Annotated in this window: 20 protein-coding genes and 1 pseudogene; 6 read left to right on the top strand and 15 right to left on the bottom strand. The window is 55.2% G+C overall.

What is annotated here, in order from left to right; all coding sequences use genetic code 11:
* Positions 1 to 828: 828 nt before the first annotated feature.
* The 5 genes and pseudogenes from HPC62_RS14075 to HPC62_RS14055 all read left to right on the top strand — a co-directional run.
* Positions 829 to 1,905 carry a Gfo/Idh/MocA family protein gene (locus HPC62_RS14075; RefSeq protein WP_172356671.1) on the top strand — a complete coding sequence of 359 codons (1,077 nt, stop codon included), beginning with the start codon at positions 829 to 831 and terminating at the stop codon, positions 1,903 to 1,905.
* 235 nt (positions 1,906 to 2,140) lie between these two features.
* Positions 2,141 to 2,854 carry a polysaccharide deacetylase family protein gene (locus HPC62_RS14070; protein ID WP_172356669.1) on the top strand — a complete coding sequence of 238 codons (714 nt, stop codon included), beginning with the start codon at positions 2,141 to 2,143 and terminating at the stop codon, positions 2,852 to 2,854.
* A 166-nt stretch (positions 2,855 to 3,020) separates the two neighbouring features.
* Positions 3,021 to 3,842, top strand: a complete 822-nt coding sequence (locus HPC62_RS14065) for a tetratricopeptide repeat protein (protein ID WP_172356667.1) — start codon at positions 3,021 to 3,023, stop codon at positions 3,840 to 3,842.
* Positions 3,843 to 4,001: 159 nt separating this feature from the next.
* Positions 4,002 to 5,960: a glycoside hydrolase family 10 protein gene (locus HPC62_RS14060; RefSeq protein ID WP_172356665.1), complete on the top strand. Its 1,959-nt coding sequence runs from the start codon at positions 4,002 to 4,004 to the stop codon at positions 5,958 to 5,960.
* Positions 5,961 to 6,063: 103 nt separating this feature from the next.
* Positions 6,064 to 6,303, top strand: a pseudogene (locus HPC62_RS14055) (Uma2 family endonuclease); the annotation flags it as partial.
* A gap of 121 nt (positions 6,304 to 6,424) precedes the next feature.
* Here the strand turns inward: HPC62_RS14055 and HPC62_RS14050 are convergent.
* The 8 genes from HPC62_RS14050 to HPC62_RS14015 all read right to left on the bottom strand — a co-directional run bounded on the left by HPC62_RS14050 (position 6,425) and on the right by HPC62_RS14015 (position 16,395).
* Complete coding sequence (locus tag HPC62_RS14050; protein WP_172356663.1) at positions 6,425 to 6,637, bottom strand: hypothetical protein; 213 nt, start codon at positions 6,635 to 6,637, stop codon at positions 6,425 to 6,427.
* Between the two features lie 37 nt (positions 6,638 to 6,674).
* Positions 6,675 to 9,644 (bottom strand): NHLP bacteriocin export ABC transporter permease/ATPase subunit, encoded by a 2,970-nt coding sequence (locus HPC62_RS14045; protein ID WP_172356661.1) that lies wholly within the window; start codon positions 9,642 to 9,644, stop codon positions 6,675 to 6,677.
* Positions 9,645 to 9,771: 127 nt separating this feature from the next.
* A complete protein-coding gene (locus tag HPC62_RS14040) occupies positions 9,772 to 11,961 on the bottom strand; it encodes an NHLP family bacteriocin export ABC transporter peptidase/permease/ATPase subunit (protein WP_315874822.1) in 2,190 nt (729 codons plus the stop codon).
* A 351-nt stretch (positions 11,962 to 12,312) separates the two neighbouring features.
* Complete coding sequence (locus HPC62_RS14035) at positions 12,313 to 13,731, bottom strand: NHLP bacteriocin system secretion protein (protein ID WP_216655259.1); 1,419 nt, start codon at positions 13,729 to 13,731, stop codon at positions 12,313 to 12,315.
* A 203-nt stretch (positions 13,732 to 13,934) separates the two neighbouring features.
* The gene (locus HPC62_RS14030) at positions 13,935 to 15,065 is read right to left on the bottom strand and encodes a cyclic nucleotide-binding domain-containing protein (protein ID WP_172356655.1); all 1,131 of its coding nucleotides are present in this window, start codon (positions 15,063 to 15,065) and stop codon (positions 13,935 to 13,937) included.
* 57 nt (positions 15,066 to 15,122) lie between these two features.
* A complete protein-coding gene (locus HPC62_RS14025; RefSeq protein ID WP_172356653.1) occupies positions 15,123 to 15,428 on the bottom strand; it encodes a hypothetical protein in 306 nt (101 codons plus the stop codon).
* Positions 15,429 to 15,592: 164 nt separating this feature from the next.
* A complete protein-coding gene (locus HPC62_RS14020; protein WP_172356651.1) occupies positions 15,593 to 15,883 on the bottom strand; it encodes a CTB family bacteriocin in 291 nt (96 codons plus the stop codon).
* A gap of 296 nt (positions 15,884 to 16,179) precedes the next feature.
* Positions 16,180 to 16,395 (bottom strand): DUF4278 domain-containing protein, encoded by a 216-nt coding sequence (locus HPC62_RS14015; protein ID WP_172356649.1) that lies wholly within the window; start codon positions 16,393 to 16,395, stop codon positions 16,180 to 16,182.
* Positions 16,396 to 16,663: 268 nt separating this feature from the next.
* On the opposite strand from HPC62_RS14015, the gene HPC62_RS14010 reads away from it, so the two are divergent.
* Positions 16,664 to 16,906, top strand: coding sequence for a hypothetical protein (locus HPC62_RS14010; RefSeq protein ID WP_172356647.1), 243 nt, complete (start codon positions 16,664 to 16,666; stop codon positions 16,904 to 16,906).
* Between the two features lie 66 nt (positions 16,907 to 16,972).
* On the opposite strand, the gene HPC62_RS14005 is transcribed toward HPC62_RS14010, so the two are convergent.
* The 7 genes from HPC62_RS14005 to HPC62_RS13975 all read right to left on the bottom strand — a co-directional run bounded on the left by HPC62_RS14005 (position 16,973) and on the right by HPC62_RS13975 (position 26,541).
* Positions 16,973 to 18,139: a metal ABC transporter solute-binding protein, Zn/Mn family gene (locus HPC62_RS14005; RefSeq protein ID WP_172356645.1), complete on the bottom strand. Its 1,167-nt coding sequence runs from the start codon at positions 18,137 to 18,139 to the stop codon at positions 16,973 to 16,975.
* A gap of 891 nt (positions 18,140 to 19,030) precedes the next feature.
* A complete protein-coding gene (locus HPC62_RS14000) occupies positions 19,031 to 19,822 on the bottom strand; it encodes an alpha/beta fold hydrolase (protein WP_172356643.1) in 792 nt (263 codons plus the stop codon).
* A 389-nt stretch (positions 19,823 to 20,211) separates the two neighbouring features.
* On the bottom strand, positions 20,212 to 20,724 hold the full coding sequence (fldA, locus tag HPC62_RS13995) for a flavodoxin FldA (protein ID WP_172356641.1): 513 nt from the start codon (positions 20,722 to 20,724) through the stop codon (positions 20,212 to 20,214).
* A 187-nt stretch (positions 20,725 to 20,911) separates the two neighbouring features.
* On the bottom strand, positions 20,912 to 21,940 hold the full coding sequence (locus HPC62_RS13990) for a chlorophyll a/b binding light-harvesting protein (protein WP_172356639.1): 1,029 nt from the start codon (positions 21,938 to 21,940) through the stop codon (positions 20,912 to 20,914).
* Between the two features lie 203 nt (positions 21,941 to 22,143).
* Positions 22,144 to 23,154 (bottom strand): hypothetical protein, encoded by a 1,011-nt coding sequence (locus tag HPC62_RS13985; protein ID WP_172356637.1) that lies wholly within the window; start codon positions 23,152 to 23,154, stop codon positions 22,144 to 22,146.
* Between the two features lie 413 nt (positions 23,155 to 23,567).
* A complete protein-coding gene (locus HPC62_RS13980; protein WP_172356635.1) occupies positions 23,568 to 24,116 on the bottom strand; it encodes a universal stress protein in 549 nt (182 codons plus the stop codon).
* 178 nt (positions 24,117 to 24,294) lie between these two features.
* On the bottom strand, positions 24,295 to 26,541 hold the full coding sequence (locus tag HPC62_RS13975; protein WP_172356633.1) for a Calx-beta domain-containing protein: 2,247 nt from the start codon (positions 26,539 to 26,541) through the stop codon (positions 24,295 to 24,297).
* Positions 26,542 to 26,619 lie beyond the last annotated feature (78 nt).

The raw sequence follows: 26,619 nt of genomic DNA, 5'->3' as shown, positions 1-26,619 counted from the left end.
AGATTGTCAGAATCCGTCAATTTTTCCCAACCGAGCCGACCCAAACGCCAGGAAGGGCGATCGCCTCTCTACTGCGTCCTCAGCTTGCTTGATAACCAAATCTAGATACTTTCGGCCTTGCCAGATGCTAAGCCGGACTAAAGGCGATGCTTGCGATCTTGGGAGAGCGTGTGGGGGCTGTTTGATGGAGCATTTGTGGCGTAGCCCAGTAATACGGAACTTTCAGAGCGGAACTTTCAGAATGGAACAGCAGTCTTTCATGGTCAGATTCAGACAAGCCAACCCGCGACCCGCAGCTCCGGTAAACCAGCCTTATAAAATTAACCTGGAATTGGCTAGGCAGTGTCTTAAAACTTTCTAGGTCGTTCAATGTCCTGAGTCGATCCCTCTAAATCCCCGCGGTTACGCGCCGCTTCGCTAGAAACAAGGGGGACTTCCGGAGCAGTTTTGCCCGTTTCCCCCCTCGTTAAGGGGGGCTAAGGGGGATCAAAAGGCTTTAAGACACGCCCTAGGCAGACCGCAAGACAAGCCATAGTCAGCAGGTTATCGAGAAGTCAGCAGGTCATCGAGAAAAGTGAACCAGCAGAAACCTAGCGCAAGAAAAACCGACACAGGAAAAACTGACACAAGTGAAACTATATCTTGATCATCAGCCATCCAGAATAAAGACGACTACTGATATCATAACTTTGTCAAGATTTGTAAGTTTTCTTCAAACTGTCCCGTTCATATCCAGCGGCCCCAAGCCTTCCTGAGCAATGGATTGGGTCAGCGCTCCAAGAGAACAGCGGCTCCAAATTAGCGATTGTGGTGTAGGAGAGTGCAGGCGTGCAAAACGGATTTGTTGGAACTGCGGATACCTCAGCGCCACGCAGCTCGCATGATCCCATTCGAGTTGGCGTGATCGGCGTTGGCAATATGGGCCAGCACCACACCCGCGTCCTCAGCTTGCTCAAGGACGTAGAACTGGTGGGCATTTCCGATGTCAACGTCGAGCGAGGGCTGGATACGGCAAGCAAGTATCGGGTTCGGTTTTTTGAAGACTATCGCGAACTGCTCAAATGCGTAGATGCGGTCTGCGTGGCAGTTCCCACCCGGCTGCACTACTCTGTGGGGCTGACCTGTCTCCAGGCGGGGGTGCATGTGCTAATCGAAAAGCCGATTGCCGCCAGCATTGCCGAGGCAGAGCTGTTGGTCAACGCGGCGGCCGAGTCCAACTGCATCTTGCAAGTGGGGCATATTGAACGGTTTAACCCGGCGTTTCAGGAACTCAGTAAGGTGCTGAAAACAGAGGAACTGCTGGCGCTGGAGGCTCACCGCATGAGTCCCTATTCCCAGCGGGCCAATGATGTGTCGGTGGTGCTGGATCTCATGATCCACGATATCGACCTGCTGCTGGAACTGGCCGCTGCGCCTGTCACGCGATTGACCGCCAGCGGCAGCCGCGCGTCGGATTCTGGCTATCTAGATTATGTGACGGCGACGCTGGGCTTTGCCAACGGCATTGTGGCCACGCTGACTGCTAGCAAGGTCACCCATCGCAAGATTCGTCGCATCGCTGCCCACTGCAAGAATTCCCTGACGGAAGCCGATTTTCTGAACAACGAAATCCTGATCCATCGGCAGACGACGGCCAACTATCGAACCGACTATGGGCAGGTGCTTTACCGTCAGGATGGGCTAATTGAAAAAGTGTATACCAGCAACATCGAGCCGCTACACGCCGAGCTAGAGCATTTTGTGCAGTGTGTGCGCGGTGGCAAACAGCCTTCGGTAGGCGGCGAACAGGCCCTCAAGGCATTGCGGCTGGCCAGTCGCATTGAGCAGATGGCGCTGGATGGGCAGGTGTGGCAGCCGGATGATCTGAGCGGCGTGCAGTCGGAGGTGTCGGCGATCGCCCTCTAGCCTCTTGCCTGTTCTAGCCTTTGGTAGCCTTTGGTAGCCTCTGGTCGTCGCAGGTGGCTTCAGGCGCTATCTTAGACTTTGCAAGTCTTCTGACGAATCTGGCGTTGATTACGAATCAGGCGACAAATGCAGGCAACAAATTCAGGCAACCAAGCAGGGTCGGATCTTTGGGATTTATCGACAGGCTCCCCACTCTTTACTATGGAAAGGTACGTTGTTTTGAGTGCGAGAGGCTATGGGGCTTGCTCAGCAGCGGCTCGTGCAGCAGGTAGCGCGGGCCTTTCCGGACGGACTGTTCTATAAAGAAACCACCGAGCGCGTGGTGACGCTGACCATCGACGACGTGCCCACGCCCGGTGAACCAGAGGATGAGTCTACCCAAAAGATTTTGGAGGCGATCGCTGAACACAATCGCCAGATCGAAGATCCAGACCGCCATGTACGGGCCACGTTTTTCATTATCACCAGCCACCTCAGCCCCGAAAGCACGATTATTCCTCGCATTCGCGCTTACGGGCACGAAGTCGCCAACCACGGCATCGTAGACGACACGACCGCCCTCCAGCACCCCGAACTGTTTGCCCTGCAAATGCGCGAAGCCCACAACCGCATCTGCAAAGATTGCAATCAGCCCATCCGCTGGTATCGCCCAGGTCGCGGGCTATATGCCAAGAGCATGGTTCCCAAATTGCAAGCCATGCCCGGTTACGAACCCCGGTTTGCCCTGGCCTCCATGATTCCTGTAGACACCTTCAAGCCAACAGACAACGCCCTATTTAGCGCCTGGTATGTGTCGCGCTTCGTGTTTCCTGGCGCTATCTTGGTGATGCACGGCGGCTCTGCCGAGCGCTCCGAAAAAACCGCCGCCGCCATGCCCCTGCTGCTCGACTACTTGCAGCGCAAGGACTATCGCGTGGTCACGCTATCCGAACTTTGGGATAACTATTAGGTTGTGGAACGGGTAGGCTGTGAAATGGGTAGGCTGTGGAATTAGGCTTTGGAAATCTAAAATCCAAAATCGCAAATCCAAAATCAAGAATCGACCTAAGTCCTGCGATTGGCTCCCATCCCTCCTGCCCTTTGCATTGCACCCCCAAACCTGTCATGATCAGCCTATGCTGATTTACATTTTTTCATGTTTGCTGGCAGCGCTGTTCTGGCTGGGCGCGTGGCCCTTTGGAATCGCGGCTGAGGCGCTCCCAACAAAATCACCGGAACCGCTTCCGGTCGAGCTTCCGTCGCTGAGCGAGCTGCGCGAAAAAGCGTTTGACGCAACCAACCGGGGCAGTTTCGCAGAGGCAGAAACCTATTGGACGGAAATTTTGGAGCAGTTGCCCGACAACGCGGCCGTATGGAGCAATCGCGGCAACTCGCGCGTCAGCCAGAACAAACTGCAAGCGGCGATCGCCGATTTTGACAAAGCCACCGAACTGGCTCCCGATGCTCCCGATCCCTACCTCAATCGGGGTGCGGCGCTGGAGGGATTGGGCCGCTGGGAAGAGGCGATCGCCAACTACAACAAGGTGCTAGAACTCGACCCCAACGACGCGGCTGCTTATAACAATCGGGGCAACGCCAAGGCCGGCCAGGGCAACTGGGAGGCGGCGATCGCAGACTACCAAAAAGCGGCAGACCTTGCGCCCGATTTTGCCTTTGCCAGAGCCAATTATGCGATCGCCCTCTACGAAACCGGGCAGATCGACGAAGCCATCCGCACCATGAAAAACCTCGTCCGCAAATACCCCCGCTTTGCCGACATGCGGGCCGCCCTCACCGCCGCCCTCTGGGTCGCGGGCAACCAGGGCGAAGCCGAAAGCAACTGGTATGCCGCCGTTGGGCTGGATGCACGATACAAAGATTTGGACTGGGTTGCGAATGTCCGCCGCTGGAGTCCGTCACTCGTCAGCGCTCTGGAGAAGTTTCTGACCTTGAAGTAAATAGGACTGACGCAGTTGGACGATTTCTCACGGCCTGCGCCCGCGAGAAATCGTCCAAAACCCAGAAAGCTTATCGTAAGTGCGTAAGTCCTGGTAAAACTGAATCCAGCCCCACTGGGAGCCTGACGAGTCTGGGAGCCTGACGAGTAATGAGTTTCAATGAGTTTCTCTGACATCCAAAGCCATTGGGCAAAAGCGTTTATCGAGGCGTTGTCCGAGCGTGGCATTGTGCGGGGCTTTGGGGACGGCACATTCCGCCCTGAGCAGACGATTACTCGCGCTGAGTTTGCATCCCTCCTGCGTTCTGCCTTTTCCGTTGCGCCCAAGCGACCTTACGTGCCGTTTCAGGATGTGTCGGAGAGTTTTTGGGCTGCGTCTGCGATTCGTTGGGCCTACGAAACCGGGTTCATGTCCGGTTATCCTGACGGATCGTTTCGTCCCGCAGAGGCGATCGCCCGCGTGCAGGTTTGGGTGGCGCTGGTGAGCGGGCTGGGGTTTGCGGCATCGGGTCAGGCTCTGTTGTTCGACCTATATGCGGATGCGGGCGAGATCCCCGACTGGGCAAGACGGGCGATCGCCACGGCGACGGAAACGGGGTTGGTCGTAAACCATCCCGACCTGAAACGAGTGCGATCGCAGCAAGCGGCTACACGGGCCGAGGCGGCTAGCTTTGTGTATCAAGCACTGGTGCGTTTGGGCCAGGTTCCGGTAATCGAGTCGGCGTGGATTGTGCGCTGGGTGCGGACGGTCGCAGTGTCGCATCGGCGCGAGTTTCGGGCGGCGTGGGTGGCAATCGTGTGGAATATTGACTTTCCCAGCGCCCGCACGCTGACCACCGACCAGCAGCAGGCAGAACTGATTGCCATTTTTGACCGACTGCGATCGCTCCATTTCAACGCTGTGATTTTGCAAATTCGCCCTGAAGGGGATGCGCTGTATGCCTCAACGCTGGAGCCGTGGAGCTTTTGGCTGACGGGCACTCAGGGCAAACCGCCCAGCCCCGCCTACGACCCGCTGCAATGGGCGATCGCCCAGTGTCGCCAGCGCAATCTGGAAATTCACGTCTGGTTCAACCCCTATCGCGCCCGCACGTCTCAGCAAACGGTCAACGTTTCGCCCCACCTAGCGGCGACGAATCCTGATGTGGTCTACCCTTGGGGCAACCAGATTTGGATGGACCCCGGCGCGACCGTCGTGCAGGAACGCACCTATGCCGTGATTCTGGACGTGTTGCGCCGCTACGACGTGGACGGCATTCACCTGGATGATTATTTTTATCCTTACCCAATTGCTGGGCAGAGCTTTCCCGACGACAAAACCTATCAGGCCTATCGCAATAGCGGCGGCACGCTCTCCCTGAAGGACTGGCGGCGGGATAACGTAAATCGCCTAGTGCAGCGCCTTTCCAGCAGCATCAAAGCCACCAAGCCGCACGTAAAATTTGGCATCAGCCCGTTTGGAATTTATCGCCCCGGCCAGCCGCCGCAAATCCAAGGACTCGATGCCTACGACCAACTGTTTGCCGACGCGCTGAAGTGGCTCCAGCAGGGCTGGGTCGATTACCTCGCACCGCAGCTTTATTGGCGCATCGACCCACCCGCCCAGAGCTATCCCGTGCTGCTGGAATGGTGGGCAGATCAGAATATCCAGAAGCGTCATATCTACCCTGGCAATAACTTATCTCAGCTTGATGGCAAAGCCTGGGACGTGACCGAAATCGAACGGCAGGTGGCCATCACGCGCCAGCTAGAGAGTAAACTCGCCCTCGGCAATATTTTCTATAGCATGAAGGCGCTGCTGACGAATCGCGAGGGCATTGGCGATCGCCTCCAGACCAATATCTACCGCACCGCCGCCCTGCCGCCCGTCATGCCCTGGCTCCGCAGCTTGCCCCCCGTGCCGCCGCAAAATGTGCGCGTCTTGGGAAATCGACTCGTCTGGAGCAGCGCCGCCAGTGTCCGTTCCTGGACGCTCTATCGCCAAGCAGGAAGCACCTGGACGCTGCAAAGTATCTTACCTGCCACTACAACACAGCTTACCCTGTCGCCCGGAACCTACGCACTGTGTACGGTCGATCGGCTGGCGAATGAGAGCGCGGGCGTAGTAGCAGTGGTTTAAGCAGCAGTAGTTTAAGCAGAAGCGATACAGGGAAGATACTCCGCCAAAAACCACCTGATGCGGCACTGCGCTAAGCTAGAGCATATTGCGCTGGTGCTGTGCGATGACGACTTCTTCTGCGCCCAAAACGGCTAGCCAATCTACAGATATTGCTACAGATATTGTTTATCCCACTGGGGATGGATCTCCTGTGGCAGAAACCTTCGATCATTTGTATGCGCTGCTGATCACGCTAGAAGTGCTGAAGCAATACCTGAGTGGGCAGCGGGCAACCGTCTTGGGGAACCAGTTCTTGTACTATGCCAAGGGCTATCCCCGTGCCCGCACTGCGCCCGATTTCCTGAAGAAATGGCAGATGCGCTACGGCAGGAAACGCTGAGCCGTCAGGAAGCAGAGGCAAAAGTAGAGGAACTGGAAGAGAAACTGGAACGCTATCGCGAACGCTTTGGTGAATTGCCAGAAGACTAGCCCGCATCTTGAAACAGACGCTCTAGCGTATTGATTTGCTGCCATCGATGGCGATCGCGCTTTTGCTTTATGAACACAGAGATCGCCGCGCTCAGCAGCGGAATTGTGAGCAGCCAGAATCCTGTAGCTAGGGGAAAACTGGGCGGCGTGGATTGGGGCGATCGCTGGTAGGCAACGCTGGTGCAAACGGGTGGCGAAAAGGCTTTCATGGAATTCTGAGACAGGGTGAACTGGTTAGCAAGTTTGCTAAACGCGCTGGCGCTGAATCAGTTGGCTAAACAATCCAGGCTGGGTGGCCAGCGCCTCGAAGTCACCTTTCTGCATGACGCGGCCGTTTTGCAGCACGTAGATGCGATTGGCATTGCGAATCGTGCTGAGACGGTGTGCCACTACAATTCGCGTCACGCGGAGGCGATCCAGACTCTCGCTGACAATGGCTTGTGTGCGGTTATCTAGGGCACTGGTGGCTTCGTCAAACAGCAGAATGCGGGGACGCAGGGCCAGGGCGCGGGCAATCAGCAAGCGCTGGCGCTGTCCGCCCGAAAGGTTTGTGCCGCCCTCGCTGACGACCGTGTGCATTCCCATTGGCATTGCCTGCACGTCATCGGCCAGTCCTGCCATGCGGGCTGCTTCCCAGGCTTCCTCCATGCCAATTAGCGCACCGCTGGCAATGTTTTCAAAAATCGACGCAGACATCAGGCGGCTATTTTGCAGCACTACGCCAAGCTGTCGCCGCACAGCCTGCATGTCTAATCCAGACAAGTCCTGCCCGTCGTAGTAGACCGTACCCGACTCTGGCGTGTCGAAGCCCAGCAGCAGCCGAAACAGCGTCGATTTGCCGCTGCCCGATGGGCCCACCAGCGCAATGAACTCTCCCGGCTCGGCGTGAATGCTGACACTATCCAGCGTTAGCGGTCCATCTTCGCGATAGCGAAACACCGCGCGATCGACGGAAACTTGCCCGGTTAAACGACCCGGATCAGCCTTGTCATCCGCCACTTCTGGTACGGCATGAAGAATGGGTAATGCCCGCTGCCAGATGGGTAGCACTTCCATCACATCGATTACTGTAGTGCCGAGACTGGTCGCCCCGCCGATGAACGTGCCGAACGCGGCATTGAATGCTAGAAACGTGCCGATGGAAAAGCTGCCGTCCTGGGATTGGGATTGCTGAAGTAACTGTACCGTGAATGCAAACAAGACGGCTGGGGTCAAGGCAGATAACAGGTTATTGATTACCGCCAGATTGTCTTCAATGCCCTGGGATGCCAGGGTTAGCTTCAACTGCTGGCTATATTGCCGTCCCCAGTAGGCAAAGGCGCGAGTCTCCGCTCCGGCAACGCGAAATTTTGCCACGCCGTTAATGATTTCTCTCATGATGCCTTGCAGTTTGCCCTGGCGATCGAGCAGGGGACGCGCCTTTCGCAGGGTCAGGATACTGGAGATGACCGTCACGCTGATGTTAATTAGGGCAACGAGGAGGGCGATCGCCGCTAGGGGTGGACTGTAGTAAAACAGCAAAAACAGGTTCAGAAGCGAGAATATACCAGAGAAAACGCTTCTGAGAATAGTATTTCCCAATTTTTGCCGAATTTGGCTGACGGCAGACACTCTTGTGCTTAAATCACCGATGGAATATTGCCGAAAGAAGGACAGCCGCAGCGCCAGCAGTCGATCCCACACTGCCGCCTGGGTCGAGGCATCGGCAACGGTTTCTAGCCGCATCAGCGCAATGCTCTGAGTAATCTGAAACAGGGTCGCGCCGATCGCCGTAGCCAGCAGCCCCAGCGCGATTTGCAGCAGCAAACTGCGGTTGGCATCGGGAATGGCCTGATCGATCAGCAGGGCCGTTGCCTGGGGCGTGACCATGCCCAGCAGCGTTGCGCCCAGCCCCGCTAGCAGCACAACCCACAGTTCTTTGAAATGTCCCCGCAGGGCAAATTTCAGCAGTGCTAGGGGCTTGGCGACGGGTGGCAGCGGGCGATAGAAGGTGTAGGCGGTGGGCGCAAGGGTTTCCGCAGTGCGGGCATCGCAAATCGTGCGGGTTTGGCGCAGCGGGTCGAGCAGTTCGTAGCGCGAGGCAGATCGAGGCAGCAGCGCCACAGGACGGCCGTCTTCCAGCGAGTAGGCCAGCAGCGGGCCGCCGTCCTGATGCCACCAGCCCTCTCGCAGCGTGACGCGGCGAATGCGGATATGGGAGGCACGGGCGATCGCCTCGATGGGGTCTTTCAGCCGCCGCAGATCTTCTGACTTGCCAGGGGGTGAAATGGCAATCCCCAGGGCCCGCCCCACAGCCCCGGCCGCTTCCAGTAGCGCCGTTTCCGGGTTCGTGGCGATCGCCTCTTGTGCAGAATTCGCAGAAGATCTCGGTGCAACATCAAACACGGTCGATAGTTCATCCAGCGTCCGCGTTATGGCTTCTGTATTGAGATGCTGCCGTTCGCAATAGCGTGCGAGTTCCTGCTCCTGTTCCTGCGCTTCGAGCCTCTGGATTCCCTGCATCACCATTGCTTGTAGGTGGCTTAGTCCAGTCACCAGGGCGATCGCCGATCGGGCATCACTGGTGCTGGTTTCTAATTCTACAATATCGCTAGCTTGTAGCCAGAGATGTCGTTCCAGCGGCAGCCACACCCCCAGTTCCAGCGGCAAACTCGATACCCCTTGCAGCAGCGCAGTTCCTTGCAGCACGCGCACCCAGGTCACTGCATCCTGGGCAGGCTGAAATACCTCGCCTGTGCCCAATACGCCATATCGATCGAGGGGCGTTGGCAAGATAGTTGCGGTCATGCTTGCCAGCGTCGTGCCCAACTGATGCACCCAGCCCTCAAACTGCTGCTGGGCAGTCTGCGGTTCGTCGTGCAGCCATTGGAGGAATTCAGCGGGCGATCGCCCTTTCAAATCCGTCTCTTCCAGCGCCACTGCCATTAGTTGATACGGCTGTTGACACGGCTGCTGACACGGCTGTTGACAGGGCTGCGATAACCCCGGTTCGCCAGACTCGGCTGCGTCGGCTACAAATACGGCCCGGCCCGCGTTGACGCTGAACAAGTATCGCCGCCGCCCGCGTGGAATTCCATCTTGCATTGGCACAGCAAACAGCGCCAGCGAGCCGGATTGTACCTGCCAAACGGTCTGGTGGTCTAGCAGTAGGGGTTCATTTCCGTGCAGCGATCGGGTAGGATGAATCGGCTCAAGCTTTCTTTCTTCTGCCAGCATTCCTGCATTCCTTTTGTCTCGTTTTTTACATGCAATCTGCAATGCAATCTGTGATTCAATTTGCAATGCAATTTGCAATGCAATTTGCATTGCGATCTGTAATACGGTCAGCAACACGATCTGCAAGTTATTCAATCGAGCCGCCTTCGCTGCGAATGAGCTGGAGATAGGGCCCTTCCTGCGTCTTAAGTTGATCGTGGCTGCCTCGCTGAACCACTTTTCCGCGTTCCAGCACAATGATTTCATCACAGTCTCGAATGGTGCTGAGGCGGTGCGCCACGATGAGACAGGTGCATCCGCGTAGCCGCAGGTTGTAATCAATGATGCGTTCCGTTTCTGTGTCTAGGGCGCTTGTCGCCTCGTCCATAACCAGAATTGAAGGATTGCTAACCAGCGCCCGCGCAATTTCCAAACGCTGCCGCTGTCCGCCGCTGAGGTTCGTTGCGCCTTCCGACAGTTCCGCCCCATAGCCCCCTGGCATGGATAAGATAATGTCGTGTACCGCAGCATCCCGACAGGCTTGAATCAACTGTTGATCGGAAAGCGTTGTGTCCCACAGGGTCAGGTTGTCGCGCACGCTGCCTGCAAACAGCAGCACCTCTTGCTCAATCATTGCCAGGGAATTTGCCAGCACAGAACGCGGAAGTCCCTGGCGCGGCTGTCCGTCAAAGTAAATCTCGCCCGCCCAGGGCTGATAGAGTCCGCACACCAGTTTAGCAATCGTCGATTTGCCGGAACCACTGCCGCCCACTAGCGCAACCCGCTGACCGGGCTGGAGCGACAAACAGAAGTTTTCAATCAGCGGCGGTGCAGTGCGGCTATAGCCAAAGGTGAGGTTGTGAATGTCTAGATAGCCTTCAAGTTTGGTGAGGGCGGGAGAGGCGGCGAGAGAATGGGTCTGTTCCGAAGCAGGAGTGGCGTGAGACATGGCAGGTGAGTTGTAGGTGGGTGTCATGTGCTGTTCTAAAAGCGGATCTTTGGGATTCTGCAAAACATCATCTAGGCGGGTCAGCGTCCCTTCCAAATCTTGAAAATCGCCGCCCAGCCGAATCAGTTGACTGACAGGCTGCATGAACTGCTGAATCAGGGATTGAAACGCCACCAGCATCCCGATGCTGAGGTAGCCCTCCATAACGCGGAAACCACCGACAACGAGCAACAGCATGGTGCTGAGGCTGGTCAGAAACGTGGGCAACACGCCGAGTTTTTGATTGAGGCTATCCATGTCCTGACGCGCATTCAGTAGCTTGGCATAGTAGCCGGCCCAGCGCGTGAAAAAGTCTGATTCTAGACCGGATGCCTTGAGCGTTTCGATACTTTGCAAGCCAGACATTGCCACGCCGTTTACCTTGCCCTGTTCCTGCATCAGCCGGAGATTGGTATCGGTACGGAAGCGAGATACCGCCTGTAATGCCAGCAGGTTAATACAAACGAATGCGACTCCGATTAGCGTGAGGATACTGTCATACTGCCACATGACCAGTCCATAGAAGATGACCATGACCGCAGAGATTACCGTCGTTGCAAGCTGACCCGACAGCAAGCCTGCCAGACGATCGTTTAGCTGAACGCGGCTGCTGATTTCACCCGCAAAGCGCTGATCATAAAAGCTAACCGGAAGGTAAAGCAGATGCCAGAGAAAACGGCTGGACATCCCCATTGCCAGCTTGACTCGCAAACGACGGAGTAGCTGAAGTTGCAAGCGTGTGAGCAGCCCGGTGACCGCCGCAGTGAATAGCATCACGAACACCAGCGGACGCAGCCAGTCCTGTCGTCCTTGCAGCAGCACCTCGTCCACAAACACTTGAGAGAAGGCGGGCATTGCTAGCCCAGGCAACACCAGCAAAAATCCTACGGCAACACAGAACATCAGCGAACCGACGGAACCCCGCAGCCGCTGCTTCAGCGCCCGCAACACGCTTGGTTTTTGTCCACCTTTTTGAAACTCAGCACCCGGCGCAAAGGTCAGCACTACGCCCGTAAACGCTTCGCTGAATTCGTCCAAAGAAACAGTGCGCGGGCCCGTTGCCGGATCGTTCAAATAGACCCGCTGGCGATGGAACCCTTGCACGACCAAAAAATGGTTGAAATTCCAGTAGACGATAAACGGTGGCCTCAACCGTTGCAGTCCGGCAAGATCTAGCTTGAAGCCTTTTGCATCCAGCCCATAGCTGCGGGCGGCGTTGAGTAAGTTCGAGGCTTTGCTGCCGTCGCGAGAGATGCCACAGGCTTGACGTAATTCTGCAAGAGAGGCGATCGCCCCGTGATAGGCCAAAATCATCGCTAGCGATGCGGCTCCGCATTCCACCGCCTCCATTTGCAGCACCGTGGGAACGCGATAGATGCGGCCGTGCCCCCAGAGGGTGGTGGGCAGTTGCCGAAGCGTGTGCGGAAGCTGGCGGAGGTGTTGGGGAAGCTGTTTGCAGTGCTGGGAAGCCTGCTGGAGGGCTTGGGAAACCTTTTGAAATCGCTGGGTCCAGCTTGGGGGGGAAGGTTGTAGAAGTTGTGGAGTCATGCTAGGCAGTGTCTTAAAACTTTCTAGGTCGTTGATTGCCTTGAGTCGATCCCCCTAAATCCCCCTTACTAAGGGGGACTTCCGGAGTGGTTCGGCTCGGTTCCCCCCTTTTTAAGGGGGGCTAGGGGGGATCGAAGGGCTTTAAAGCACGCCCTAGTTCATCCCCGTCAGCGATTTGAAAATGGGCAGCACGTAGGAAATGGGCGATCGCGCTTCGGTGGTGATGCGCCCAGTCGCCGTTGTGCCTGCTGTGATCGCCTGGCGCGGCCCGTTAGAAGACGACCAGACATACTGGAGCGTGTCGTCAGACTGCCGCCCCGATTCGCGGGTTTCCAGCCGCACGAAAACAGCCAGATGGGGCTGCTCATTCATCAAGGCAGGTAAGATATCGGGATTGCCGACCAGACTGGCGGCTCCGGCCCGGGTCAGCGGAAACTTGGAGACTTCAAATACCCGCCCTTGAATGCCGCCATACTCTTCCCGCTTAACGGTGGTAGGCGTAAGCTGTACGGCCATCCCTGGCATAATTTTCTTACCTTCGCTGACGGGTAAGAACATCACCCCAACCAGCGGCGTAGCATCGCCCTGAGCCGACAGCGTGAGGATGCTTGCGCCCGCCTCTATCCGCTCGCCTGGTTTGGCAGAGACTTCTAGCACCTGCCCGTCGTAGGGACTGGTGATTTCGCTGTTTTTCTGAAGCTGTAGCTCTAGCTGGGCGATCGCCCGCTGGGTTTCCTGGATCTCCTTTTGCCGCGCCGTATTGGCGATTAAATTCTGCTCTCGTCGCGCTGCCGCTTGGGTTTCCAGGTTCTTGATCTGCGTCTGCAACTCATTACTCTGGTTTTCGCTGCGGAGATACTCACGTTGGGCATCGGCTTCCTTTACGTCAAGCTGCTTGAGTTGGGATTCTGCCTGATTTAGCTGGGCGCGGGCGTTGAGGTATTCCTGCTCTGCTTGCAGCACCATATCGCGAGACAGTGCGCCTTCTTCGTGGGCTGTTTGGCGGGCTTGCCAACGCTGTTCGTAGGTGGGCAACTGGTCGCGCAGGGCTTGGAGCCGCTGTTCTAGCGCAATCCGCTCCTGCTGAATGGCTTCGATGCCCTTTTCGCGGATGACGGGCGTGAGGGATTGCACCGTGCGTAGACTCTGCTGGAGTGCTTGCCGCTGTTGGGCGATCGCCGCCTGTTCAAAGCGATCGCGCTGAAGTTGGGCGGTGCGGGCTTCCTCATCCTGCCGCTGAAGCTGGGCCAGCTTTTCTCGCGAAAGCTGCAACTGCTGCTTGAGTTCCGACTGATCCACCGTTGCCAGTACGTCACCGGGCTGGACGCGATCGCCCATTCGCACAGGCAGCGTCAGCAAGCGCCCAGACGTGGGAACCTGAACGCGAATGATTTGACTCGGATCAACGCGCCATTGATCGGGCCCTAACTGGGCAACGGGAAGGGGCACTAAAACCCCCTGTCCTGGAACAGTAATGGGAATGCGACCCAGCACGCTCCAGACCGCACCGCCGATTACAATCGTACCCAGCGCGAGTAAGGACAGCCAGCGCTTGGGACTGACAACCTGCACCAGTTGATCGAGCTGCTCCGGAGAGGCGCTCCGCTCCAGCGCCTCAGTGCGAAACAGCTTGTTTTTTGCAGAGGACTTTGCATTTGAGGACTTTGCATTTGAGGACTTTGCATTTGAGGTCTTTGCATTTGCTGGAGATGGACTCGCAGATGCATGACCGCCTAATGAACTAGATAAAGAATCTGGCAAACGATTTTCTGGCATTACCATTGCAAGTCCCTCCCGTTTTCTTGTTGCGCCTGGATTCGCTTGAGCAGCCACTCAAACCGCGCTTCGGCAAGAGAAATGCGGGTCAGTAAACGGCTACTCAAATCGTCGCGATCGCCCATCAGTTCTGTCCTTTCGTCTGCGGAACCCAGGGTTGCGGCATAAAGCTGATGCAGCATTGCCTCATATTCCGTAGTAAGTAATGTTGCCAGCACCCGGTAAAACCGCGCAGCAAAGCTAGGATCGTGCAGCAGTTTTGCCGCCAGTCGCCAGCGCGGAATCGACAACACCTGCGAATCGCGCAGAGCGCTGGCACAGAGCGTTAGGTCATGGGCATTGACCAACTGCATCTCGCCCACCAGATCGCCCCGCGACAGCCGTGCAATTTCTTGATGGGGTGCAGAGGGATTTTCAGCAGGTGCAAGCGTTTGGGCAATCAGGCTAGACATTTCGACAGGCTGGCTCAGCAGCAGCGCTCCCTCCAGGACAATATGCAACGCATCGGGCGATCGCCCCGTAGACAGCAGCACCGTCTGCGCTGGCAGGGATTGAACCATTCCCACCGTTGCCAGCCAGTCCAGATCGCTATCCTGCAATTCGGCAAATAAGGTAATGGATTGTCGCAAGGGCGATCGCCGGATGGGAAGGTTTTGATACTCGAACTCGCGCACCAGCCGCCGATTTCGAGCCGACATCAGCAGCGCAACGGTTCGATAAAACCGGGACGCAAAGCTTGCGTCTTCCTGGAGCTTTTGTAGCAGCACGGCACGCGGAATGCAAAGAACCTGGCACGGGGACTCAGAAATGACTGAGTAAGGAAGCGATCTGGAATCTAGAATCGTAGCGAGACTGGCAAAGTCACCCGGCAGGATTTGCGAAAGGGTGGTGATTGTCCATGATATTTCCCCGGATTCGGCAGAGGAGGGCTTCTTGGACGAGTAGGCGATTGCCTCTTGCCGTATCGGTGCGGCGATCGCCACCATGCCTTCGAGAATCAAAAACACATGGTCGGACGGCTGATCAGAATCCACCAAAAGCGTTTCTGCGGGAACGCTGCGATACACTGCGGCTTGCACTAGCCAGTTCAAATCTGAGGAATCCAGTTCCTCAAGCAACAAACAAGTCATTGACAGCCTCCCGATCGCCATGAGAGCAAGAAATAAGGAATGGACAAGATCCAGTCTCTAATAGCCAAACAGCCTGCCAATGCTGGACAATGCTTTCATCAGACTATTCGTTGAGTCGAATCCCGTCAGATGAATCTGGAACACGGAGAAGCGCGTCTGCGAAGACTGGCTGGCTTGCGATAGAGCCGCGTAGTCCGACTCAGTAGATACCAAAGACAGTTCATCGCTGCCATCAAATCTGACCAAGGTGAGGGATAAATCGACCCCGCCTGAAATTTGCTCTAGATCTTGCTCTGACAACTCGACGGGAGCAGCGGTGGATGGGGGTGGTTCCGCCGGATAAAACTGAGGCGCATGAGACATGGGACTGTCCGAATTCAACACTTAGGCGCTTTACTGCACGGGGTCATACTGGCGCGTTGACAACATTCAACACTTAGGCGTTTTGCTGCACAGGGTCACACTGGCGCGTTAATCGACTCAAAAGGGCGATCGCACGACACCAGCAGTGACCCCTGTAGACTTATCTATTTACCGAGGGACGTGAATCGATTTGCGCCAGAAATCGTGCGCTCGAAGTCGAGGGTCGAAATCGTGCCGCTACCATTTGGGCCCGCAAAGGTCGCCTGGCCCAGAGACAGCCGTTCTTGCCCAAAGAAACTGGATGACCCGTCCATTAGGCTGCTGAAATCGCCCAGGCTCAGACCGCCCGCGCACTCATCCAGATCAGCCTCAGAAAGTTCGGTCATGGCCAGGTCGCTGGGGGGAATCTCCTCGATATAGGTTGCAGTGAACCGTTCGGTTTGCATCGATTCCATGTAGATTTCTCCTTAAATGTAAGGTCGGATAATCGGGAGGCGTGGATGTCTCGCCCTCCCGTACTGCCATATTTTTGGTGGCTGGAAGGGTATACAGGTTTTGGATTTTGGATTTGCAATTTTGGATTGGTCATTTAGCAAGTGGAGTAAGTTCTGTATGTTGAGTAGATAAGTTCAAATAAAAAGCGATCGCCCTCCAAAAAGAGCGATCGCCATTTACTTGTGTGGGAAATTTGGGTAAAAATCTGCTGGAACGTCCGTCAGGCGCTCAAGAAACTGATCTAGAACCGCCTAGTTTAGATAGCCAGAACGTTCTCAGGAACAAAGCTGGGCTTTGCTTCGGCACGATATTGTGCGCCGCGATAGGTCAGATTTACAAACACCTGTGCAGGCAGTTTAGAGGGGGAGTGCATCGTCATCTCTGCGCCGCGATAGCATCCGTTGAAGCTTTGGCTGGTAGTGGGCAGTTGGTTGCTGGCGATGTATTCGGTGCCACGGTAGGTCAGATTCATGGTTGTGTCTCCTGGAAGTGAGGTAGTGTGAGGTGCGTTTCGTTCGATGCTTTGGTTATAGAGCGATCGCCCCGGTCAGCGCGATACTGAAAAGTTAAGGACTTTTTTCCGGCTCAACTCCTTAACTTTTCTGAATAGAGCGATCGCCCTTTTCGTCCTATAAATAATTTATGGCTCCAAAGCGATAGCTCGTCAGCCAAAGGTACGCCTCGACACCCCTCTATAACTTCCTTTACAACCCCGTCTACAACCCCCTCCAAACGCTCCCATGTTCTACACCACTGATGCTCCCGGATTGTCAATCGATGCAACACCCGACCCGTCCCCATTCTCTGTCGCAGAAAGATCCAGCAACCCCGCAGAAGCAGAGCATGGCGGCTGGATCGGGTTTGCTGTCCTGGCAATGCTGATGGCGCTGGGTTTTGCGGGTTTGACCTTCGGCTCTATCAAACTCGCCGAAGGAGCCATCCTATCCCAGCAGAGCATCGTTGGCCCTGCCCTGATGCGCTAAGATTTGTTGCACTGTGGGCTGGACAGCGAGTTAGACGGCGGGCTAGACAGCAAGTTAGACGGCGGGCTAGAACCTCAGACTGACTCGCTGCGGCAACACAGCGCTGGTTTTCTGAATCGTCCAGTGTGGCAAGACCGATTGCGTTGATCCGTCTGTAAACGCAGACACCAGCGCCTTCACGTTCTGCCGCATGGTGGCGATGTAGTAGTCCGGCTGCAAGGCTTCGGGGCCACCTGTTTCCATAGGGTCAAAGGTGCTGATATTCACGTCCAGGTCTTGGGCGATCGCCGCAAACGCATCTTCTCCACTTTGAGGCTCCGTCAGCAGCGTTTTTAGATTACTGGCTTTTACCGTATCCATGACGCGCTTCACGTCTTGGGGCGATGGGTTGACATCGGGCACATCCACTAGAAACTCAGCCTTTAGCCCATAGCTTTCGGCAAAGTAAGGCGCAAAGTCATGAAAGGCAACAAACGTTTTGTTGGCAAACGGCTGGAGCTGTTGAGCAATCTCCTCATCCAACGCTTGCAATTGCTGAATGTAGGCGGCTGCATTGGCGGTGTAAACAGCTTGCCCATCGGGATCGGCCGCAATCAGCCCATCGCGAATAGTTTCAACCTGTTGAATTGCCCGCTTCGGATCGAGCCAGATGTGCGGGTTAAACTCACCGTGATTGTGGCGATGGGCGGTTGGTTGGCTTGCTGCTTCTTCAGCGTGATCATGAGCATGAGCGTGATCATGACTATGGCTGTGCCCGTAATCGTGCGCCTCTCCTTCAATAGATTCAGTCGTAATTGTGGCAATGCCAGCGCTGGAGTCAATCACTTTCAGATCTGAATTTCCTGCATTTTCAATCAGGCTGTCCAAAAATGACTCCATTTCCAGACCGTTTTTCACCAACACATCGGCCTGGGCAATCCGCTGGGCATCTTCGGGGCGGGCTTGATAGTCGTGCGGGCCAACATTGGTGGGCAGCAGTTGGGTGACCTCAGCGCGATCGCCCGCCACGGCCTTTGTGAACTGGGTCATTGGGATAAACGTAGTGACGACCCGGAGTTCTGGCGTATCGGCGGCTGTCGGCGGCTGAGATTCGGCATTGTTGCTGGTGGAAGCAGTGGTGCAACTGCCCAAACCGAGGGCGATCGCTGACGCAACAACAATGGAAATGCGTTTTGGAGAGACATAGCGAATGGCTGAGCTTGCGTGTTGCCAGGTTGCTTTGGCAGGGGTCATAGTACTCATCCTCAGGTACAGGTCTAGTGGGAAAACGATTAGAAAAGCAGCTAGTAGCTATGAGAGCAGCTATGAGAATGATTATCATTTTCTAACGTTATACCACAGAACCAGAGGTGCAGTTTTCCTACAAGCAGTCATTAAAACTGGCTGAAACCCGCGCCATGAAACCAGCGCTATACCGGGCTCAATAACAAAACTTTCTTCTATATCACTGCATGAGATGGCTAAGAGTCCTGCAAGAGTGCATCTCACTTTTGTACCCCTCACCCTAAATCCTTCTCCTGCTCTGGGAGAGGGACTTCAAGCCTCTCTTGCTCCCCTTCTTCCGACTTGGGAGAAGGGGCTTGGGGATGAGGGCGAATTTGCGTAACTGGGATGCACCCGCTTGCAGAACCCTGAGTTGGCAATCCAAAATCGTCAATCTAAAATCCAAAATCAGAAAGTCCCGTCAGATTGGTACTCAGAAACTCCAGGTTTTGCAAAACGCTTGAGCGATCTGCGCTGCCCAAGGAACTTGGGAAACCGACCCAATCGATTCGACATTTGGTTAATCAGATGTCTAATCAGATTAGCGCCTTGAAGGATTGCAGGCTGTGGCATTGTCTTGAGTTCATAATCCGTGCAGCCGATTGCTAATTCCGACAGCGCCCGACAGGGATGCACCGCACATTTCAAGTGATACTCCCCAGTAAAGTAAGCACAGCGGCTGCACGGAACCTGATGCAGTCGCCTGAGTCGCGCTATCCCGTCCTGAATTGCAAAACAAACGGACAGACAAAAGCAGACCGTGACCAGCCAAATTCCAAGAATACAGAGAGGATTCATTTGAGAACGATGTTGGTAAGCATAGCTGTAAGGAGTGAGGTACTCATGACTGAAGGTTTCACTCTAGCCCGCAGACGCAATCTCGAATGCAGGGTGTTGGACAGGCAGACGCGAGAAGGATTGCCAAAAGTCTAGAATTTGCTCAGCCGTGGACTGGGGAAAGTGATAGTGAAAGAAATAGCGCCCACCCGGACATTGCCACAGGCGATCGCCCGGTGGAGTCCAGCCTGTTTCATCTTTTGGGAAGAAGCCTTCGTCTTTGAGCCAGGGTCGCCAGCCGTCCAGTGCGTTGGGGTCGATGATTGCGTCTTCTGAGCCACCGCAGACCAGCAGCGGCACGGGCACTCCGCCAGGAAACAAGCTTGCCCGCCGATATAGCGTGTGGGGCGACAGTGAGTTGTCCAGGTCTTTTTCCAAAAGCTGAATCAAGTTTTGCGTGACTGGCCAGGACTGTCGCCCAAACAGGGTGGGCACCATTTGCGCCAGCACCGTTTCGCGGCTACAGGGCAGCAGAGCAAAGCGGCTGTAGTAGTGCGCCTGCCAGTCTACCAGCGGGTATACGCCGACGGAGAGCAGGGTGAGCGATCGCACTCGTTCGGGATGCCGCCGCGCATAGAGCAGGGCCAGTGCGCCGCTGATGCCGTGCCCCAGCAGATGCACCGGGCGATCGCCCTGCTTGAGATAGTCGTGCAGTAGCACCAGCGCTGCTGCCATCGACACGGCTTCGTCCTGGGTCTGGCAATATTGCCAGTGGGCGATCGCCCCATGTTGCGCCAGATGCTTTAGCAGCGGGCGATCGAATTTTTGCAGCGCAGGGCTGACGTTGAGCCACAGTGCATCGGGCGATGAAGACATACAGAATTCCTTGCAAGATAAACACGAATGGAGCCGCTAGATGAGAATTTAAGTCAATTAGACTTTTAGCCTCATCTGGCATTCCTCATCTGGCATTTGAGTTGCAAGGCATTGGGCAGAGGGGGAGTCGGGAGGATGCTAAACGCCAAATCCCAATCCCAATCCTAATGCCTGCTACGCTACGAAAAACGGCTTTTAGGAAATCTTGAAAAGCCTTGCACTCTTAGAGGATGTTTGAAAAGTCCTACTGTTTGTAGCAAAGCGTGCAAGATCCCCCTAAATCCCCCTTAAAAAGGGGGACTTTAAGGCGGTTTCCCCCCTTAACAAGGGGGGCTAGGGGGGATCTCTGAGTGCTTAACATTACAGGCGATACCTTTTCAAACACCCTCTTACACCCCAAATTCCCGCTTGAGCTGAGCAACCCAGGTCTTTACACGCTCGTCCGTCAGGTCAGACTGATTATCTTCGTCGATCGCCAGTCCTACAAACTTGCCATTGCGTACCGCTTTCGATTCGTTGAAGTCATAGCCATCGACTGGCCAGTAGCCGACCGTTGTGCCTCCCAGCGACGAAATCTTTTCCTCTAAAATGCCCATCGCATCCTGAAAGTTGTCTGCATAGCCGACCTGATCGCCCGCGCCAAAGTACGCAACCTTCTTGCCAGAAAAGGCGATCGCATCTAGCTCGTCATAGAATCCTTCCCAATCGCTTTGCAGTTCGCCAATGTTCCACGTCGGACAGCCCACAATCACACACTCATACGCTTCAAAATCCTCAGGGCTGGCATCGGCAATGTCGATCAGTTCCACTACGCCATCTCCGCCAAATTCCTTTTGAATTTGTTCTGCAATGGTTTGCGTGTTGCCCGTCTGCGTTCCAAAAAATAGCCCAATCTTCGCCATAGTTTCTCCGACTTCTATCCATTGAACGTTCTAAAGAAAAGTGTTCTCATCTCTCAATGGATCGTTGGAGCCATAGACACTCATGATCACATTCCGCTAAGTGTTTGGCAATCTTGCAAACTGCCTGCATTTTTGCCTGCACTTTAGCTTACAGTTCAAGTCTATAGTCCAAGCCTGTGCTGCAAGCCTACACCTCAATCGTATTCAGCGCCCGTTCCACACGGCGAAAATCGAAGCCCATTGCCCGCAGCGCATGCCACAGGTGACCCTGCAAAAAGAAAAACGCCAGGAAGAAATGAGCATTTGCCAGCCAACAGCGCGAGGTGTGCGCCCCCATTGGAAGCTCAACGGTATCTGCGAAATAGGGCGCAACACCGAGCTTGACCTCTAGCGGCGGCCCGTAGAACTCGACGGGATAGGCCAGCGTATTGACCGCACAGAAGTAGGCAGCGACGAAGCCGGCCAGCGCAATGCCGCCCAGCGAGTAGGATAAGATCGCTTCTCCGGAGAACGTTAGCACCTTCTTGGCCCAGTCCAGTGGCGGCACCAGGATATGCCAGATTCCGCCCCCAATTAGCATCAGACCCACATAGATATGCCCGCCGACCAAATCTTCCAGATTATTGACGCTGGCGAAATGGGTCTGGTAGCCATAAATCACAGCGGGGTCGAGGGTTGGGTTTGTCACCAAGCGCACCGTTTGCGTGGCTGCGTCATACAGTCCGCCCCAATACATCGCCTTGGCAACCAGCAGCAGCGCTCCTGCACCCAAAAACAGCAGGTGATGTCCGAGAATCATCCCAAGTTGTTTGGGATTATCCCAGCTAAAGTCGAAGAGGCGGGCGCGACCCGACGCAGCGGATAAATCTTCGGGGGCGCGGAAGGTATGGAACAGCGCTCCTGCACCCAAAACGGCTGACGAAATGAGATGCACGGCCCCTACTACAAAGTAAGGATAGGTATCAACCACTTCGCCGCCGCTGCCAATGCCCAAACCGAGCGTGGCCAGGTGTGGCAGCAGGATCAGTCCCTGTTCCCCCATTGAGCGCGTTGGGTCAAACCAGGAAATTTCAAACAGGGTGAAAGCACCGGTCCAAAAGGTAATGAGTGCAGCCTGGGCCACATGGGCTGCGATAAACAATCCAGAGAGATTGGCAAAGCGGGCATTGCCGGCCCACCAGTCATATTTCACATCGGGATTATCGTAGGTTTGCATAAAGACAACTGTCCTCACATGTTAGGAACTGCAAGTCATCGAGGATTAATGAGAAATATCCTCAATAAGAAGCCTACCCCACAAATCGGAATAGTTCTCAATAGCAGTCCATAAAGTTTTGTATCAATTGTCGCAGCAGTCACAAAAAAGAGGGCGATCGCCCTCCCTAACCCAGACTTTGTTTCTGCGTGGCCCAGTGCGTTCTACACGCGCCGCCGCACCAGATAAAAGCAACTGCTGTAGGCTTTGCCCTGCTGCATCGACCAGTTGCCCGTAAACGGCGTAACGCTGCTGTCGTCTGCGGCCCGCACCAGCACGCTGTATTGCCCAGGCTTGAGGGTATAGGTTCCCTCTGCTCCTTTTTCGGGGCAGGATCGGGGAGGCGTGCTGTATACCTGACAGTCGCGGCAGGGCGGCAATTCGGCAAACTGCGGTTCTGGCCCGCTAAAGACAATGCGTAATACATTGGGCGAGTCGTTGCGAATTTTTACCACACTGCTGCTGTTGCCGGAAGACCCCAGGGGTTGCGGCGGCGGAATCTTGCCTGCGCCTGTTTCATTGGCTTGGGCAACCAGCGTGCGGGCGATCGCCGCTTCAGCATCTCGCGCTTCGGCGGCGTTGGGATAGTCGTTCAGCACGCTGCCGTAGTGCTGTATCGCGCCCGCGTAATCTTTTTGCGCCTCATCCTTTTTGCCACAGGCGAAGTGGAGCGCTGGGGCTTGGGTTGCGGGGTCAACTATGAGGTTTTGGTTCATCAGCGCCGTCATGCTGGAACAGACTTTTTCATCGGCCAGCGCGTCGGGACTATGCTGCTGAAACAGCGTCCTGGTCTGCTGTTGGACAGTTTCGAGGAGGGCAGTGTCGGGGTTGAATGTCAAAAACTGGCTGTAGCTGACCAGCGTGGCGCTGGGGCCAGCCGCTGCTTGATCCGTGCCAATTTTCAAAAATTGTTCGCATTCGCCGCGCAGTGGGATGGCGCGAGTCACGTATTTTTTGGCGTTGAGGTCTTGCAGGCGAGTAAATTGGGCGATCGCCGTTGGGCAGTCGCCTGTCTGGTAGGCGGACTCGCCCTTGCGGTAAATTCCAGAGTTTCGCAGTTCTGGATAAACCACGCCGCCCAGCAGCGCTAGCACACCGACCAGACCCACCCAGAGCAGGGGGCGCTGGCGACGCGGAGACGCAGCAGGCGTAGCAGGTGCAGTACGATGGCTCATGGTTGGCTCCCGTTAGACAAGGAAGGGGGTTACGCCAATTCCTATTGCCCACGCTGCTGCACCTATGTATTAACGTGAGAGGACGTTTGAAAAGTCCTACTGTTTGTAGCAAAGCGTGCAAGATCCCCCTAAATCCCCCTTAAAAAGGGGGACTTTAAGGCGGTTTTCCCCCTTTTCAAGGGGGGCTAGGGGGGATCTCTGAGTGCTTGACATTACAGGCGATACCTTTTCAAACACCCTCTGAGGTATTAACGTGAGTTCGAGGGTAGAAACGTTTCAAAGAAATGCTGAGGCTGGACTTGAAGTTGAAACAGCCCAGCCATGACTTTCATCGTATCGCGCCTCGATTCCATCCAAATCTTCTATGACCTTGAGGATTCCTGCCAAGCGTCTGAGTCGAACTCATGTTCTATCTAAGACAAGGGCGCGGTCTTCGCCAAATCGGTCTGCGCCACGTCGGACTGTAGGGCAGTCGAGGGCGTGGGTGTCGTTTGCAACACCAACACCGCACAGGGGGCATGGTGCAACACATAGTTGCTGACGCTGCCCAGGAGGGCTTCCGCCAAGCCGCTGCGGCCGCGCCGACCCAGCAGCACCAAATCCGCATTCCACTCTTTCGCCAAGTCGCAAATGCCGCGTCCCGCATCGGTGCAGCGATAGCTGAATCGGGTAGACACACCCTGGGCGATCGCCCCTTGACACAGATCATTCAGCCAGTCGCGCACCTCTTGGGTTTGCCGATCCAGGTAGTTTTGCTGCGCCTCATAAGCTTGGGTCACCAGTTGCGGAGCTAGCCCCATTTCGCCTGGCAGCAGCATCGGGCCCAAGATCAAATCAGGGTTCAATGCGTGATACAGCATTAGCTCAGCGTTTTGCGTTTTCGCTAGCTCTAGCGCCTGTTCATAAATCGATTGCCCCAGTGGAGATTGATCGAGTGCCGCCAAAATCTTCTTGAATGTCATAACGGTGTCTCCCTACCAAATTGCAGCGAAGAGGGAATTTAACGAGGGTCATCAGCAGAGGACGCGACGGAGTTAATGCGTATTTCTGCTTACCTACAAGCTATCGCATTTTGCGTGGGTCATCTCAGGTTTGCAACAGGACTTTACGAGCTTGGGAGGTGGGAACGCAGGATGCAGGCTAAATTGCAGGCAGGCGGATCGAGACAAAATCGGCTTTGGTGATTTGGGCTTTGGCGATGCCGGGGAGGATGGCGAGGAGGTCGTTGCCGAGGCTGATGCGAGTGCTGACGCTGGAGCCGCTGCCCTGCTGCACGATTTTCAGCCGGGGAAAGCGAAGTCCGGGGGTGAGTCCGAGGCGATCGCCCCCATCCTGAAAATCCAGAACGCGGATCGACCCCGGCCCCCGCTCTAGCGCAAACACATCGCGCCCTTGGTTGCCGCGCAGCGTGTCGTTGCCCGCGCCGCCAAACAGCGTGTCGTTGCCGCGCCCGCCCGTGAGGGTGTCATTTGCGCCCAGTCCCAAAATCGTGTCGTTGCCGTTCAGTCCGGCGATCGCATCTTTCTGCGGCGTGCCAATCAGCAGATCATTTCCATTCGTTGCGCCTGCATCTTGGATGGTAACGGTTGCTAAATTTACATTCCCAATCAGCGTATCCAGTGTTCCTGCAAAGGGGTTATTTACGGGGGAAAGAGATAGCAGAATTGTTTCATCTCCTTCTACAAATGCATCCCTCAGAATGGGAATTTCAATCGTCTTCTGGGATTCGCCAATGCCGAACGTGATCGTCTGCGGAAATGGGGCAGCGCCGAAATCTACATCGGGAGTTGCTGTTCCACCGGCGATCGCCACGCTGACCTGAGACAATCCCGCCAGCGTTCCGGTGCGATTCAGCGTGATAGTCGCAACGCCTGCGGTTTCGTTAATCAGCAGCGTGCTTTGGGCAAACTGCACGCTGGGCGCTAGCGGCAGGGGGTCGCTGGGCGCTGGGCGGCGGCGCGTGTCGTCAAAGGTGACGATGTACGTGTGGTTGAAATTGCTGAGACTTGAGCCATCACCGCTGCTGAGATCGGCTAGCTTAATCTGCTCGGTGGGGCCAGAGCCATCGGGATCGAAAAACAAGGATGCGGAAGAATCACCAAAGCTACTTAAGGTAAGAATGAAGCGATGGTTGGCTGTAGTTGCGTTGCTGCCAATGACAAACTGGCTGGATAAAATAGCGCTGTTGACAGTCAGCCCAACGTTGCGAAAGCTAGACGATTCTGCGGTTCCTATGTAAATACCAACTGTATCGTCTGCCAGGCTGAAGTCACGAATAAAATCGTCATCATTAAATCCAGGACGATAGGTGTAGAAATCGAAGCGATCGCGCCCATCTCCGCCTTCTAAACTGTCTTTTCCAGGGCCACCCGATAAGTAATCATCCCCTGCATCACCAAATAACTTGTCGTTATCAGCTCCGCCAAAAATAACATCGTTGCCGTTACCCCCGCTTAAAACATCTTGTTCGTCTGTAAAAGGGTTTTCAGAATCAGGGTTATCCAAGCCAGGGTCAGGATTGTCGCCGTAGATTAGATCATCGCCCTCCATCCCATCAATTGTGTCCCAGCCTCCCTCGCCATAAAGCGTATCGTTGCCTGTACCACCATTTAGATAGTCACCTGCTGGGCGGGTATAGCTGGAGTTTTGAATATCTGTAATTCGGCTATTGCTGCCCCGCAGCAAGTCATTACCAGCTTCACCGTAGAGCATGTCGTCGCCATTGCCACCTACTAGCCAATCGTCACCCTCTTCGCCCCGCACGGTATCATCGCTAGCGCCTGTGTCAATTGTGTCGCTACCTGCACCCGCATAAATCACATTGATGCCGCTAGTGTTGCCAATGCCGCTGCCGGGAACGGTGTTATTTTCTGCTCCAAGCTGAATAGGCAACGGGCTTTGAGCATCTTCGATGATAATGATGATTTCCTTGAAGCGTCCACCAGGAATGAGGCGAGGCGTGTTGAATGGGCGACTAGCACCATCAACTAAAAATGTTTTTGACAGGTAATCTGCCAATTGTTCTGGTTGAGGATAGGAAAATCGATAAGGGTCTGTGAAAACATCACCAGCGATTGCATCCCATGATTCTTTCAAGATATAAGTTTCCTGAGTAAAACCGACTGTATCTGCTGGATCGAGCGATAGGGTAATCGTGTTAAATCCGTCTGTATCGTTGCCAATGCCGTCATTGTTGACATACAGCGGCAGAAAAAGCTGAGATCGTCCCTGCAAATCCGCGTTAAAAGATAGCGGCTCGATGGGGCTAAATGTTTCGCCTTCTGGCAGTTCCCAAACGGGTAAATAGTCGTCTACGTCCCAGTCCACGCCGTCACCATAGGGTGAGGAGTAGTTAACACCTTTTCCCTTGCCCTTCTTTTTTGCCATTGCAAGTTGTCTCCAGAAGCAATTCTCGAATATTCTCCAGGAAAAACTTGCATAATTCAGGAATTGATCGAAAAGTCT

The organism is Thermoleptolyngbya sichuanensis A183, assembly GCF_013177315.1.
Lineage (GTDB): Bacteria > Cyanobacteriota > Cyanobacteriia > Elainellales > Elainellaceae > Thermoleptolyngbya > Thermoleptolyngbya sichuanensis.
Note: the sequence above shows the minus strand (reverse complement) of the source record. Positions and strands in the feature narration are given on the sequence as shown.

Bases quoted from the DNA above. Each gene is read 5' to 3' on its own strand.
- fldA (WP_172356641.1), bottom strand. From the start codon at position 20,724: ATGGCGAAGATTGGGCTATTTTTTGGAACGCAGACGGGCAACACGCAA.
- HPC62_RS14040 (WP_315874822.1), bottom strand. From the start codon at position 11,961: ATGGAGGCGGTGGAATGCGGAGCCGCATCGCTAGCGATGATTTTGGCC.
- HPC62_RS14030 (WP_172356655.1), bottom strand. From the start codon at position 15,065: ATGACTTGTTTGTTGCTTGAGGAACTGGATTCCTCAGATTTGAACTGG.
- HPC62_RS14025 (WP_172356653.1), bottom strand. From the start codon at position 15,428: ATGTCTCATGCGCCTCAGTTTTATCCGGCGGAACCACCCCCATCCACC.
- HPC62_RS14070 (WP_172356669.1), top strand. From the start codon at position 2,141: ATGGGGCTTGCTCAGCAGCGGCTCGTGCAGCAGGTAGCGCGGGCCTTT.
- HPC62_RS14010 (WP_172356647.1), top strand. From the start codon at position 16,664: ATGTTCTACACCACTGATGCTCCCGGATTGTCAATCGATGCAACACCC.
- HPC62_RS14005 (WP_172356645.1), bottom strand. From the start codon at position 18,139: ATGACCCCTGCCAAAGCAACCTGGCAACACGCAAGCTCAGCCATTCGC.
- HPC62_RS14000 (WP_172356643.1), bottom strand. From the start codon at position 19,822: ATGTCTTCATCGCCCGATGCACTGTGGCTCAACGTCAGCCCTGCGCTG.
- HPC62_RS14015 (WP_172356649.1), bottom strand. From the start codon at position 16,395: ATGAATCTGACCTACCGTGGCACCGAATACATCGCCAGCAACCAACTG.
- HPC62_RS14065 (WP_172356667.1), top strand. From the start codon at position 3,021: ATGCTGATTTACATTTTTTCATGTTTGCTGGCAGCGCTGTTCTGGCTG.
- HPC62_RS13975 (WP_172356633.1), bottom strand. From the start codon at position 26,541: ATGGCAAAAAAGAAGGGCAAGGGAAAAGGTGTTAACTACTCCTCACCC.
- HPC62_RS14050 (WP_172356663.1), bottom strand. From the start codon at position 6,637: ATGAAAGCCTTTTCGCCACCCGTTTGCACCAGCGTTGCCTACCAGCGA.
- HPC62_RS13990 (WP_172356639.1), bottom strand. From the start codon at position 21,940: ATGCAAACCTACGATAATCCCGATGTGAAATATGACTGGTGGGCCGGC.
- HPC62_RS14060 (WP_172356665.1), top strand. From the start codon at position 4,002: ATGAGTTTCTCTGACATCCAAAGCCATTGGGCAAAAGCGTTTATCGAG.
- HPC62_RS13980 (WP_172356635.1), bottom strand. From the start codon at position 24,116: ATGACATTCAAGAAGATTTTGGCGGCACTCGATCAATCTCCACTGGGG.
- HPC62_RS14045 (WP_172356661.1), bottom strand. From the start codon at position 9,644: ATGCTGGCAGAAGAAAGAAAGCTTGAGCCGATTCATCCTACCCGATCG.
- HPC62_RS13985 (WP_172356637.1), bottom strand. From the start codon at position 23,154: ATGAGCCATCGTACTGCACCTGCTACGCCTGCTGCGTCTCCGCGTCGC.
- HPC62_RS14020 (WP_172356651.1), bottom strand. From the start codon at position 15,883: ATGGAATCGATGCAAACCGAACGGTTCACTGCAACCTATATCGAGGAG.